The following is a 12,590-nucleotide window of genomic DNA, read 5'->3' as shown; positions in this document are numbered from 1 at the left end:
ATGCCACAGCGCACGTCAGCTGGTATAGAGCGCTGCCTCGACGTCCATCCCGGCGTCGCGCATCTGTGCAAGCTTGTAGCGCAGTGTGCGCGCGCTGATGCCCAGACGATCAGCTGTTTCCTTGCGTCGCCCGCGTTCCGCACGCAGGGTATCGATGATCAACTGAAACTCGCGCCGCCGCAGGTCATCGCCCAGCGCGGAGCAGGACTCGCGCGGCCCTTCGGTGATCAGATCGGAGGGCGTCTGCGCGACGGCAACAGGAGTCGGCAGGCTGGCAACGTTACTCACACCCGAGAGGCACAGATCCTCGGGCTGGATCAGCCCGCCCTGCTGCAAAATGAGCGCGCGCTGAATGGCATTGTCCAGCTCACGCACATTTCCCGGCCAGGGATGCCCGAGCAGGCAGCGCTGTGCCGCCGCGGAAAGCTGCGCTGAACCCTGCCGCATCTTTCTGGCGCGGCTGGCCAGCAAGCGTTCGGCCAGCGGCAGAATGTCAGCGGGGCGCTGGCGTAGCGGAGACCACGACAAGGGGAACACCGATAGGCGATAGTACAAGTCCTCACGGAAGCGGCCTGCTGCTACCTCGCCGACGAGGTCACGGTTGGTGGTGGCGAGTACGCGAATATCCAGCGTAATAGGTCGGCGTCCGCCCACGCGTTCGACTTCACGCTCCTGCAGCACACGCAACAACTTCGCCTGCAACCCTAGCGGCATTTCGGAGATTTCATCGAGCAGCAAGGTGCCGCCATCGGCCTGCTCGAATTTGCCCGGTTGACTGGCAATCGCTCCGGTAAACGCGCCCTTCTCGTGCCCGAACAGCGTCGCCTCGAGCATGTTGTCCGGGATCGCCGCGCAGTTGATGGCGATAAATGGCCTTTTACTTCGCGGAGATTGCTGATGGATGTAGCGAGCCAGTACTTCCTTGCCCGTGCCTGACTCGCCAAAAATCAGCACCGTCGAATCGCTTTGCGCTACGCGCCGGGCAAGGCCCAGCAGCTGCTGGCTAGATGCGTCACAGGCCACCGGGCCTTCTGCGTCGGCAGCGTCGAGGGCGCCATTGATGTGCCTACGCAATAGCTCCAGCAGCGTGTTCGGCTCGAACGGCTTGACGAGATAGTCGATGGCCCCTTCGCGCATTGCATCCACCGCGCGCGCCACGGCACCAAAGGCAGTCATCAGCAGAACCGGGATCTGCGGGTAGCGCTTGCGGATCAAGGCAAGCAGCTCGTGTCCATCCATCCCTGGCATGTTCACGTCACTGACAACCAGACTGAACATGTCCTGCTGCAGAGCGCTCAACGCCGCTTCGGCACTGTCAACGGCACGGTAAGCGTAGCCACCGAGCTCCAGCGTTATACCCAAGGCTTCGCGCAGGGCGCGGTCGTCTTCCACGAGAAGTATCTTGGCAGCCATCAGGACCTCCCGGGGAAGGAAGAGACAGGGATCAGCGGCAGGGCCACCGAAGCACAGGTCCCGCGACCACAGCGCGAGCGCAGCTGCAACTCTCCGTGATGCGCTCTGGCAACGGCCTTTGCCACCGCAAGCCCTAGCCCGGTCCCCGCAGCGCGGGTAGTGAAAAACGGCTCGCCCAAGCGGGCCAGGATATCGGCGTCGACACCTTTGCCGTTGTCGCTTATGCAAATACGCAAGGTTTCCTCACGGCGATACAGATGGATCTTAAGGCGTCGCTCCCCTTCACAGGCCTGCAGGGCGTTCTCGACCAGGTTGAGCAAGGCACCGATCAAGGTATCGCGATTGCAAAGAATCTCCCCGCCGCGCACGTCGCATTGCCAGCGCACCGCGACACCCTGCAGCTGCGACTCAGCCGCCGACCTCAGGGAACACAGCAACTCCCCTGGACTCAGCCGGTCATTCAACGGCAGGTCACCTCGAGCAAAGACCAGCATGTCGCGAACCTGATGCTCCAGCTCGTGCAGGCGGGCCTTCAGGTTGCCGGCGAAACGGCGCTGTTGTTCCTCGCTCAAACCACCCTGCTCGAGATGGCTGGCATATAGCAAGGCAGTAGATAAGGGCGTACGAATCTGATGGGCAAGCGAAGCAACCATGCGCCCCAGTGATGACAATCGCTCGTGGCGCGCCAACTGGTCCTGCAGGCGCCGCGTTTCGGTAAGGTCGGTGAGCAGAACCAGCTGACCAGGCTCCCCGCTGAGCGAGCGAGTAGCGATAGATAGCCGACGGCCGTTGCGTAGCGAAACCTCATGCCCGTCGTCCTTGCGCGGCGCGAAGCAGCGACCGATGACGTCGCGCCAGGGCGCACCTACAAGAGGTTCGCCAAGAAGCTCGAGGCCGACCGGGTTAGCGTCGCGCACGACGCCGTGCCCATCGATCACGATTACGCCGCCAGGCAGCAGGTCGAGCACGTTCTGCAGCCTGTGGGCAAGCCGCTCCTTTTCCTCCAGCTCCTGCCGGCGCAGCGCTCCCGCCTCGGCCAGGCGTTCTTGTAGTTCACCGACATGCGCGCGTAAGAAGTCCTCCGACGCCCCGAGCTGCCCGGATAATTGGCGAAAAAGCTCAAGTGAACCGGTCAACGCGCACGTATCTACCGGACGTAACGGGTCTGCCAGAGGCCTTGCGAGGAATTTCACGGGTCCACTTGTGCCTGTCAAAAGATGGTCGGTTGCATGCACCGAGCAATCTTCATGCCCACGCAGCGGCCCCTGCGGAGGCAGCTAGGACCAATGTTTAGGGTTGGAAACGAAAAAGGCCACCGCTCAGGTGGCCTTCGTCCGGCAATGCCGCTTATTCGCCCATATCGTCGTCGCGGCGGTTCATGCCGTACTTGCGCATCTTCTCCACAAGTGTCGTGCGACGGATACGCAGACGCTCGGCAGCACGAGCAACCACGCCGCCCGCATCTTCCAACGCCTGGTGAATGAGTCCTTGCTCAAGGTTGCCAAGGTACTCTTTAAGATCAAGGCCTTCGACCGGCAGCATGGCCTGCGCCTCGGGCACCACCATCGGTGCGCTGATGGCGGCGCGCTCCTCCATCTCGTCATGCAAGCTGGTCGCGTACTGCTCGTCATCGTCATCAACATGACGAAACTTCTTCGGTAGCTCCATGACACCAATGACACCGTACGGGTGCATGATCGCCATACGCTCGACCAGGTTGGCCAGCTCACGGACGTTGCCCGGCCAGTCGTGCCGGCAAAGAGACATGATCGCAGCAGAATTGAAACGGATGGAGCCGCGCTTTTCATGCTCCATACGCGAAATCAACTCGTTCATCAGCAACGGGATGTCTTCGACGCGCTCGCGCAGCGGCGCCATTTCGATGGGGAAGACGTTCAGGCGGTAGTAGAGGTCCTCGCGAAAGGTCCCCTCCTCGATCATCTTCTCCAGATCCTTGTGCGTCGCAGCAATGATGCGGACGTCGGCATTCTGCGTACGGTTGCTGCCGACGCGCTCGAAGGTACGCTCCTGCAGAACCCGGAGCAGCTTGACCTGCATGGGCAGCGGCATGTCACCGATTTCGTCGAGGAACAGCGTGCCGCCTTCGGCCAGCTCGAAGCGACCGGAACGAGCCGTGATGGCGCCGGTAAAAGCGCCCTTTTCGTGGCCGAACAACTCGCTTTCCAGCAACTCAGCGGGAATCGCTCCGCAGTTTACGGGAACGAACGGACCCTGACGGCGCTTGGAGTGGTAGTGCAGGTTTCGCGCAACCACTTCTTTACCGGTACCAGACTCCCCAAGAATCAGCACACTGGCTTCCGTATCAGCAACCTGCTCCATCATCTGCCGAACATGCTGAACAGCCCTGCTGGTTCCAACCAGACTACGGAACAGATTGGGCTCGCGTTGCCGACCGCGGGACTTGGCCTGGTCGTACATCTCGCGATAGATCTGTGCGCGGTGCAGCGAGTCGAGAAGCTTGTTGTAGCTCGGCGGCATCTCCAGGCTGGTAAGCACGCGGCGCCGGACATCGTCCGGCCAGTCGGCTGGCGCAGGTTCACCGATCAACAGCAGCGGAACATTCTCGTCCCACTTGCCCATTTGCTTGATCAATTCAGCCGCGCCCCCCCTCGACGAGACATTGCCCAGCATGACGCCGTTCACCACACGACTGGACTCCAGGCCGGCGACTGCGTCTTGCCACTCATCACTAGAGCAGGCCAGATGATCTTCACTGAGAAAATTCAGGATGACCGTCAGATCCCGCCGACGGTCACGATCATCATCTATCAACAAAATCTTGGTTTCACGCCACATCTTGTTTATAGGGCCCTATAGAGGCTTAAAGGAGGCCTGCGCTCGCATCCAAGAAGAGAAGGCGACCACGCTCATGGCAGAAGACAGGTAGATTAATGAAAAAATGAACTGAGTCAAATTTATGGCGTGAATTAGCGACCAAAGAACGAGCGAAAAATCAGCGCCTTGTGAGAGGACTCAGGTTTCGTTAGGCAAGTTCAACGCACGATGGCGTCAATTAACCGGATTTGCAGCGCAGTAGCCGTTGATCCATCACATCGATGTCGAAATAATGGCGACATAATGCCACATATTTCGTAATGATTAAAACGACGAAGCAGCGCTCAACGCAGGCCGAGCGGCGAACACGGAGAGGGAGTTGTAGAAGTGCGGGGTCGGGAAGATATGCAAGCGCAAGGTATGTGTTAGCCAAATAATTTGTAAACCCTGGCGATCTGCTTTGGCTGATTCAACTGGCGCAGCTCGCCAGCGACGCGGACCCGCTCGAGCTGACAAGTCATTACCAGTTCGCCGTAGAGGTCCAACAGTTCCTGCAGGCGCTGGCGCACCTGATCGTTGTCACGCTCTTGCTCTTGCATTGCCTCATCCACAGCATGCCGACATTCGCGATCAAGCAAGCCGATCGCTGCCCAGTTCTGCTGAGCCAGCGCATCGCGCAGCGCAGTGCCGGTTTCTTCGAGGCGCTTGAGGGAAGCAATCATGATCGACTCCTGGGCCTAGACCCGATGCGACGGCGTCTGCCGAATCAGCTGGGACGTTGCAAAGCAACGCTGCTGACCCTTTATCGGCAAACAACGATTCGCCTTTAGCAAGGAGCGTAAAAGTCTCGACCGACGCTGCCCGCTCAGAAACGGTTACGCAGGCCTGGCGGAACGCTGGGTGGCGCGACCGGTTCCCAGGGACCGTCCGGGCGCCCTGCACAGAACCAGTCTCCGTCCCAGCGGTAGTACAGTCGCTCGCGATAGAAGAGATCGCGACCCTCCACGACGTAGACCCCCAAGCTTTTGTCCCAGTGCGCTGGTACATGCGGCGGAGGTGCGTAACGCGGATGGCTCTTCTGGGTACTAGGCGCTCGCGGTACCGACGGTGCCTTGATGGGCGGGGGTGCGATTACCGGACCGCTCGGCTCTGGCGCGCGGGGGACAGGGGCAGGCATTGGCGCCTGCGGCGTGGAATCATAGGGGCTCCCCGCGCAGGCACCGAGCAACAACGTCAGTCCAAGCAGCGTGGCACGCAGACCTAGCCGCACAGGTACTAACGGGCGTACTGACGTTAACGTTGCCATCTTTACCTCACGAGTGAATCAGCGAGCCTCGGCGCGATCGATCACCAGACGCACGGCGCTCTGGTCGCCGCCGGTCGCGACGGCTTCGCTTTGACCCATCCACTCCCCTTTTGTTGCATCGCCGGAACGTGATATCCGCGCCATCACCATGACCTGCTCGACACTGGAGATCTTCATCGAAGGGACCATGGCATCGGCGTCACCCAAGGTGATGGTTGCTGGTAGATCCGCAACCGTAAGCCGCTTGGCTGCCAGCGGAACCGGAGGCCCCGAAACCGCCCGCGCGAAGACGAACACGGTGTCTTGCGGCGACACAGACTCCACAACCTTGGGGTCCAATGCCACCTGAATTTCCAGCGTGGTGCCTGCATTGGCAGCTGACTGTGCTTGCTCGACCGGGGAATCGCCATCGATCTGCTGCCGTGCACGCTCGATGCCGCCGCGGATAGCTTCCCGCGAAGGGTCCTCTTCAGGCAGTGCCGCTACCAGCTGCTCCCAGAAACGTACCGCATCCTGATAACGCGACTCCTCGTACGCAGCGATGCCGAGCAGGCCAAGGCTCGTCAATTCTTGCGGATCACTCTGTAGCGCTTCGTCAGTGAGCGCTTGCAGTTCTTCGGACCACTGACGGTCACGAGCGAAGTACAGGGCCTGCGCCCATTGGCCAAGCAGCTCAGGCTGGCGCCCGGCGATTTCCACGACACGTGAAAAAGCCTTGGCCGCATCGCCCGGACGCTCCTGATTCATATAGGTCCGCCCGAGGAAATACCAGGCCTCGGCCGAGTCTGGCTGTTCCTGAACCGCCTGCTCCAGGTGAGCCGTCATTTCTTCGACTGTGCGCGGTTGCTCCGAAAACTGGCGAGCCATCTGCACCTTGTCATTGGCGCCCCAGTGCATGTAGAGCCCGTAGCCCACCAGGGGCACCAGCACCGCGGCGATCAGGGGTACGCTGCGGCCCAGCTTGGCGATCCGGGGTGTTTCGCTGCCCTCGGTATCCTCAAGGAGCTCGCGAGCAGCATCGGCCCGCCCGGCCTCCAGCTGCGCGTCACTCAAAGTGCCGGCGCCGTGCTGAGCAACGAGCTCAGCCAGACGTTCCTCGTACAGCGCTACGTTCAGCGCTGTACGGTCCTCCTCGGACTGGGCTCGACGGCCATGGAGAATCGGAATAAGCAGGAAAGCCAATGCCACCAGCAGCAAGGCGCCGGCGGCGATCCAGAAATCGGTCATGAGTCTTTTTTATCCAGAAGCTGGGCGAGACGCTCGCGCTCGGTCTCGGAAAGGGTATTCGACGCTGGGGCCTTCTCGACCCGACGACGGCGCACCAAGATCATGGTCAGCACACCGAAGCCCAGCACCAGCAAGCCAGCCGGCCCGTACCAAAGCAGGAGCGTCTTGGCATTCACAGGCGGGTTGTAGCGCACGAAGTCGCCATAACGGTCCACCAGATAATTGATGATCTGGTCATTGTTCTGACCCTCTTCCAGCATGCGGAAGATTTCCTGACGCAAGTCCATGGCGATTGGCGCATTGGAATCAGCGATATTCTGATTCTGGCACTTGGGGCAGCGCAGCTCTTCGGTCAATGTCCGATAACGCTCGCGCTCAGCCTCATCCCTGAACTCATAGGTATCGATTGCTGCCTGGGCAGTCGTGGCCAGAAAAAGGCCAAGCAACATACCGTGGATAAGTCGCTTCATTCGTCCACCAGTTCCTGATAAAGCGCTGCCAGCTGTTCGCGCCAGACGCGATCATCGATCACACCTACGAACTTGTGACGAATGATGCCCTGCTTGTCGATCAGGAACGTTTCGGGTGCACCGTAAACGCCCAGATCCAGGCCGAGACTGCCGCGCTCGTCACGGATGTTCAGCTGATAGGGGTCATGGAATTCGTTCAACCATTTGAGTGCCGCAGCGTTGTCGTCCTTGTAATTGACCCCGTGAATCACCACGCCCTGGGCCGCGAGGCGGTTCAGCACCGGGTGCTCGACCTTGCAGGCGACACACCAGGTTGCCCAGACGTTGACCAATGCCGGCTTGCCTTTGAGATCAGCAGCGGTGATCACGCGCTGCTCGTCTTCCACCGACGGAAGCGAAAAGGCCGGTAGCGGCTTGCCGATCAACGCCGAAGGCAGTTCTGACGGATCGAGAAACAGGCCGCGATAAAGGAACACGGCTACCACCAGAAAAATCACCAGCGGCAGCAACATCAGCAATCGTTTCACATCAGGCTCCTTGCGCCGCCATACCCAGCGCCTCGCGCACACGGGTCTTCACCTTGACTCGATAGCGACGATCGCTCGCCGCCAGCACACCACCTAGCCCCATCATCAATGCGCCAAGCCAGATCCAGCGCACGAAGGGCTTGATGTGCACGCGCACAGCCCAGGCGCCGTCGCCCAGTGGTTCACCCAGCGCGACATAGAGATCGCGGGTAAATCCCGCATCGATGCCGGCCTCGGTCATTGGCATCTGCTGCACGGTGTACAGGCGCTTCTCCGGATGCAGCGTCGCGATCTGCTTGTCGCCATCGAGCACGCGAACGGTCGCCTTGTCCGAGGTGAAGTTCGGCCCCTCATGGTGCACGGCGCCTTCGAAGACGAACTCGTAGCCGCCAAGCGACAGCGACTCACCGGGAGCCAAGCGCAGGTCGCGCTCGGCACTCTGATGGCTGGTGAGCACCACGCCAATGGCACAGACAGCCAACCCGAGGTGCGCCAGGTGCATCCCCCAGTAGCTCGGTGCCAGGCTGCGCACACCCTTGAGCAGGCCCTTGTGACGAGTCTTGTCCAGCAGATCACGAATGCTGGCGATGACCACCCAGGCCGCCAGCAGTGACACTGCAAGCACCGCCCAGTTGAAGTCACCGAAGAGCAACGAGCCCAGCCCGCCGAGCACCACGCTGGTGATCAGCACCGGCGTGAGCATGCCGAGCAACCACTTCAGCGGCGTGTCCTTCCAGCGCACCAGGATGCCTACGCCGAGCGTGACCATCAGCGCGCCAATCAGCGGCACGAACATGGCGTTGAAGTACGGAGGCCCAACGGAGAGCTTGGCGCCGGACAACGCATCCAGTAGCAAGGGATAGAGCGTGCCGAGCAGAATCATCGCGGTGGCCACGACGAGCAGCAAGTTATTGACCAGCAACAGCGTTTCACGAGACCAGAGGCCGAAGCCGACCTGACTCTTGACCACCGGCGCGCGCAGCGCAAACAACGTCAGCGAACCGCCGACCACCATCAGCAGGAAGACCAGAATGAAGACGCCGCGCTCGGGGTCAGTAGCGAATGCATGGACCGACGTCAGTACGCCCGAACGAACCAGGAAGGTACCGAGCAAGCTCAGGGAGAAGGCAGCGATCGCCAGCAAAACTGTCCAGCTCTTGAACACGCCACGCTTCTCGGTAACCGCAAGCGAGTGAATCAACGCGGTTCCGACCAGCCATGGCATGAAGGACGCGTTTTCCACTGGATCCCAGAACCACCAGCCGCCCCAGCCGAGCTCGTAATACGCCCACCAGGAACCCAGTGCGATACCCAACCCCAGGAACGCCCACGCAACGAGCGTCCACGGACGGGACCAGCGGGCCCAGGCGGCATCCAGGCGACCGCCGAGCAGCGCGGCGATTGCAAACGCGAAGGCGACAGAGAAGCCCACATAGCCCATGTAGAGCATCGGCGGGTGGACGATAAGGCCGAAATCCTGCAGCAGCGGGTTGAGGTCGCGACCGTCCACCGGAACCTGAGGCAGCAGGCGCTCGAAGGGGTTGGACGTGACGATCAGGAACAGCAGGAAGCCGATGCTGATAAGCCCCATGACGCCCAGCACGCGCGCCAGCATGTCCTCCGGAAGCTGACGGGAGAACACCGCCACAGCGAAGGTCCAGCCAGCCAGGATGAAAGCCCACAGCAACAGCGAGCCTTCGTGCGCACCCCAGACGGCGCTGAATTTGTAGTACCAGGGCAAGGCACTGTTGGAATTGTGCGCGACATAGGCGACGGAGAAGTCGTCGACCATGAATGCATAGGTCAGGCAGGCAAAGGAGAAGCCGAGAAAGGCGAACTGGCCCCAGGCAGCCGGTTGCGCCAGGCCCATCCACTGTCGGTCGCCGCGCCAGGCACCGATCAGGGGGAGCGTGGCCTGCACCACCGCCAGGCACAACGCCAGAATCATCGCCAGATGGCCGAGCTCAGGAATCATTTCGCATACTCCTGCTTGCCACCCTCGTAGTGTTTCATCATGCCGCTCTTCTCCAGCGCCTGAGTCACTTCGGGCGGCATGTAGTTTTCGTCATGCTTGGCTAGTACCTCGTCGGCCACCAGCACGCCGTCGGCATTGACCCGACCCAGCGCGACGATGCCCTGCCCTTCACGGAACAGGTCCGGGAGGATCCCCTGGTAGGTGATGGTGATCGCCTGGGCGCCGTCGGTGACACGGAAGGCGACGCTCAGCGAATCGTTGGTGCGCTTGACCGATCCTTCCTCGACCAGCCCCCCCGCACGGATTCGGGTGCCCTCTGGCGCTTCACCCGCTGCGATCTGGGTCGGCGTGTAGAACAGGTTGATGTTCTGCTGCAGGGCGGACAACGCCAGCGCCACGGCGATACCGACACCAGCGACAATCGCCAGGACGATGAAAAGACGCTTCTTGCGCACCGGATTCACTTCGACTCCTCCCGGCGCAAACGACGCGCCTCATCTTGCAGGTAACGCCGACGGGCCAGTACAGGCAGTACGACGTTGAGAATCAGGACAGCCAGGCTGATGCCGTAAGAGGTCCAGACGTACACGCCATGATTGCCCATGGCGATGAAATCGGCGAAGGACGAAAAGTTCACGAGTTGTTTCCTACCAGAGCCTTGACCTCATTCTTCACCCAGCTGGCACGCGATTCACGGCGCAGCACTTCCAGACGCATGCGCATCAGCAGCACCACGGTAAAGAAGCAGTAGAAACCGATCACCATCACCAGCAGTGGCAGCCACATTTCCACGGGCATGGCTGGTTTCTCGGTGACCTTGAAGGTGGCTGGCTGGTGCAAGGTGTTCCACCACTCCACCGAATATTTGATGATCGGGATGTTCACCACCCCAACGATGGCCAACACCGCGCAAGCCTTGGCCGCGCTGTCACGATTACTGATGGCCTGGCCGAGCGCAATGATGCCGAAGTACAGGAACAGCAGAATGAGCATCGAGGTCAGGCGCGCATCCCAGACCCACCAGGCACCCCAGGTCGGCTTGCCCCAAACCGCGCCGGTAAGCAGTGCGATGAAGGTCATCCAGGCGCCGATCGGCGCAGCCTGCTGCAAGGCGACGTCGGCGAGCTTCATTTTCCAGACCAGCCCCACCACACCCGCCACGGCGAGCATGACGTAGATGGACTGAGCCAGGAAGGCAGCCGGCACATGGATATAGATGATCCGGAAACTGTTGCCCTGCTGGTAATCCTCGGGCGCAAACGCCAGCCCCCAGATCACGCCGACACTGACCAGCAGAACGGCTGCCCAGGCCAGCCAGGGCAGCCAGCGACCGCTGATTTCATAGAACCATTTGGGTGAGCCCAGCTTGTGAAACCATGTCCAGTTCATCGGATGACTCATCGTCCAGCGAGCCCCTGACTGACAGGGCCTCGAGATTCGTTACATCGACCAGGCGCAAGCGCCGGCCATCTGGTGTGTCGCTATTCGCCGACGCTGATCTTCAGCCCGGCAGCTATCGCAAAGGGTGTAAGAGTAACGGCCAGCGCGGTCAGGCTGGCCAACCAGAGCAAGTGCCCGACTGCCGGTAGCCCCTGCAGCGCCGCTTGAAGCGCACCGCTGCCGAGGATCAATACCGGTATGTAGAGAGGCAGGATGAGCAATGCCAGCAGAAGCCCACCGCGCTTGAGCCCTACTGTCAGTGCTGCGCCAACCGCACCGAGCAGGCTCAGAATCGGCGTACCAAGCAGCAGCGAGATCAGCAGCACCGGAATGGTCCCAAGCGGCAGCCCCAACATCAAGCCCAAAAGCGGCGCCAGCAGAACCAGCGCCAAACCGGAAAAAGCCCAGTGTGCCAGCACCTTGGCGAGCACCAGGAGCGCGAGGGGGTGCGGCGAAACGACCCACTGCTCGAGCGACCCATCCTCGAAATCGCTGCGAAACAGTCCATCGAGCGAGAGCAGCACTGCCAGCAACGCAGCGACCCATACCAGGCCAGGCGAAATGGTTTGCAGCAGCTGCGTTTCCGGCCCTACCGCCAATGGAAACAAAGCGATGACGATGGCGAAGAACACCAGCGGGTTGGCCAGCTCAGCCGGACGGCGGAACAACAGGCGCGTTTCCCGCGCCAGCAGCAATGTGAATACGCTACTCATGCGGCACGCTGCCCCAGGTCCAGTTCACGATAACCGGCAGGCTTTTCCGTCAGGCTGTGGTGCGTGGTGAGCACGACCAACCCACCCTGTTCGCAATGCGCAGCCAGGTGCCTCTCAAGCTGCGCTACACCGTGTTTGTCGAGGGCTGTAAAAGGTTCGTCGAGAATCCACAGCGGGGGCGGTGAGAGATAAAGACGCGCCAGGCCTACGCGACGTTGCTGGCCAGCAGAAAGGGTGTGGCAGGGCACGTCCTCGAAACCACGCAGTCCTACTTCGGCAAGAGCGTGCCAGATGGCTTCACGGTTGGTCGGCTGGTGCAATGCGCAAAGCCAGGTGAGATTCTCTTCGGCCGTCAGCAAGCCCTTGATTCCGGCGGCGTGGCCGATCCACAACAGGTTGCGCGCCAGCTCGCCACGCTGGGCATTGAGTGACTGGCCATTGAGCAATACTTCGCCAGCAGTCGGCTGCATCAGTCCGCAAAGCAAACGCAGCAAACTGGTCTTGCCACTGCCGTTGGGCCCTGAAATCTGCAGCATCTCTCCGCTCTCGAGCCGCAGGTCGAGTTTGTCGAAAAGCAGCCGCCAATCCCGCTCACAAGCGAGCGCTACAGCTTCGAGGAAGGGAGTTGACACGCTAGCGACACCTCAAGATGAAATGGGCCTGGCCGCTATACTTCGGGAGCAGGGCCTGGCGGGCGGAATTATACATGGCAACCCTTGGAGC

The 12,590-nt window shown here is 61.0% G+C and carries 14 protein-coding genes; all 14 read right to left on the bottom strand.

The features are described 5' to 3' along the window. Nucleotides 1-15 precede the first annotated feature (15 nt). The 14 genes from PSEST_RS08630 to ccmA all read right to left on the bottom strand — a co-directional run bounded on the left by PSEST_RS08630 (nt 16) and on the right by ccmA (nt 12,499). Nucleotides 16-1,413, bottom strand: coding sequence for a sigma-54-dependent transcriptional regulator (locus PSEST_RS08630; RefSeq protein WP_015276615.1), 1,398 nt, complete (start codon nt 1,411-1,413; stop codon nt 16-18). Next, nucleotides 1,413-2,606 (bottom strand): sensor histidine kinase, encoded by a 1,194-nt coding sequence (locus tag PSEST_RS08625; protein WP_015276614.1) that lies wholly within the window; start codon nt 2,604-2,606, stop codon nt 1,413-1,415. Before PSEST_RS08625 ends, PSEST_RS08630 begins: the two co-directional genes overlap by 1 nt. A gap of 154 nt (nt 2,607-2,760) precedes the next feature. Then, the gene (locus PSEST_RS08620; RefSeq protein WP_015276613.1) at nt 2,761-4,230 is read right to left on the bottom strand and encodes a sigma-54 dependent transcriptional regulator; all 1,470 of its coding nucleotides are present in this window, start codon (nt 4,228-4,230) and stop codon (nt 2,761-2,763) included. A 404-nt stretch (nt 4,231-4,634) separates the two neighbouring features. After that, nucleotides 4,635-4,931 (bottom strand): hypothetical protein, encoded by a 297-nt coding sequence (locus tag PSEST_RS08615; protein WP_015276612.1) that lies wholly within the window; start codon nt 4,929-4,931, stop codon nt 4,635-4,637. Between the two features lie 143 nt (nt 4,932-5,074). Then, nucleotides 5,075-5,515 (bottom strand): hypothetical protein, encoded by a 441-nt coding sequence (locus PSEST_RS22370; protein ID WP_015276611.1) that lies wholly within the window; start codon nt 5,513-5,515, stop codon nt 5,075-5,077. Between the two features lie 18 nt (nt 5,516-5,533). Then, nucleotides 5,534-6,742 carry a c-type cytochrome biogenesis protein CcmI gene (ccmI, locus tag PSEST_RS08610; protein WP_015276610.1) on the bottom strand — a complete coding sequence of 403 codons (1,209 nt, stop codon included), beginning with the start codon at nt 6,740-6,742 and terminating at the stop codon, nt 5,534-5,536. Continuing rightward, nucleotides 6,739-7,212, bottom strand: a complete 474-nt coding sequence (locus PSEST_RS08605; RefSeq protein ID WP_015276609.1) for a cytochrome c-type biogenesis protein — start codon at nt 7,210-7,212, stop codon at nt 6,739-6,741. Before PSEST_RS08605 ends, ccmI begins: the two co-directional genes overlap by 4 nt. Then, the gene (locus PSEST_RS08600; RefSeq protein ID WP_015276608.1) at nt 7,209-7,739 is read right to left on the bottom strand and encodes a DsbE family thiol:disulfide interchange protein; all 531 of its coding nucleotides are present in this window, start codon (nt 7,737-7,739) and stop codon (nt 7,209-7,211) included. The genes PSEST_RS08605 and PSEST_RS08600 overlap by 4 nt, the downstream gene beginning before the upstream one ends. A gap of 1 nt (nt 7,740) precedes the next feature. Continuing rightward, a complete protein-coding gene (locus tag PSEST_RS08595) occupies nt 7,741-9,714 on the bottom strand; it encodes a heme lyase CcmF/NrfE family subunit (RefSeq protein ID WP_015276607.1) in 1,974 nt (657 codons plus the stop codon). After that, nucleotides 9,711-10,178 (bottom strand): cytochrome c maturation protein CcmE, encoded by a 468-nt coding sequence (gene ccmE / locus PSEST_RS08590; RefSeq protein ID WP_015276606.1) that lies wholly within the window; start codon nt 10,176-10,178, stop codon nt 9,711-9,713. The genes PSEST_RS08595 and ccmE overlap by 4 nt, the downstream gene beginning before the upstream one ends. After that, the gene (gene ccmD / locus PSEST_RS08585) at nt 10,175-10,351 is read right to left on the bottom strand and encodes a heme exporter protein CcmD (protein WP_015276605.1); all 177 of its coding nucleotides are present in this window, start codon (nt 10,349-10,351) and stop codon (nt 10,175-10,177) included. Before ccmD ends, ccmE begins: the two co-directional genes overlap by 4 nt. Then, the gene (locus PSEST_RS08580) at nt 10,348-11,103 is read right to left on the bottom strand and encodes a heme ABC transporter permease (protein ID WP_015276604.1); all 756 of its coding nucleotides are present in this window, start codon (nt 11,101-11,103) and stop codon (nt 10,348-10,350) included. The genes ccmD and PSEST_RS08580 overlap by 4 nt, the downstream gene beginning before the upstream one ends. Before the next feature lie 92 nt (nt 11,104-11,195). Further along, nucleotides 11,196-11,867, bottom strand: a complete 672-nt coding sequence (gene ccmB / locus PSEST_RS08575) for a heme exporter protein CcmB (protein WP_015276603.1) — start codon at nt 11,865-11,867, stop codon at nt 11,196-11,198. Beyond that, complete coding sequence (gene ccmA, locus PSEST_RS08570) at nt 11,864-12,499, bottom strand: cytochrome c biogenesis heme-transporting ATPase CcmA (RefSeq protein WP_015276602.1); 636 nt, start codon at nt 12,497-12,499, stop codon at nt 11,864-11,866. Before ccmA ends, ccmB begins: the two co-directional genes overlap by 4 nt. Nucleotides 12,500-12,590 lie beyond the last annotated feature (91 nt).

The sequence above is a fragment of the Stutzerimonas stutzeri RCH2 genome (assembly GCF_000327065.1).
Classification (GTDB): domain Bacteria; phylum Pseudomonadota; class Gammaproteobacteria; order Pseudomonadales; family Pseudomonadaceae; genus Stutzerimonas; species Stutzerimonas stutzeri_AE.
This window is presented reverse-complemented; position numbering and strand designations above follow the sequence as displayed.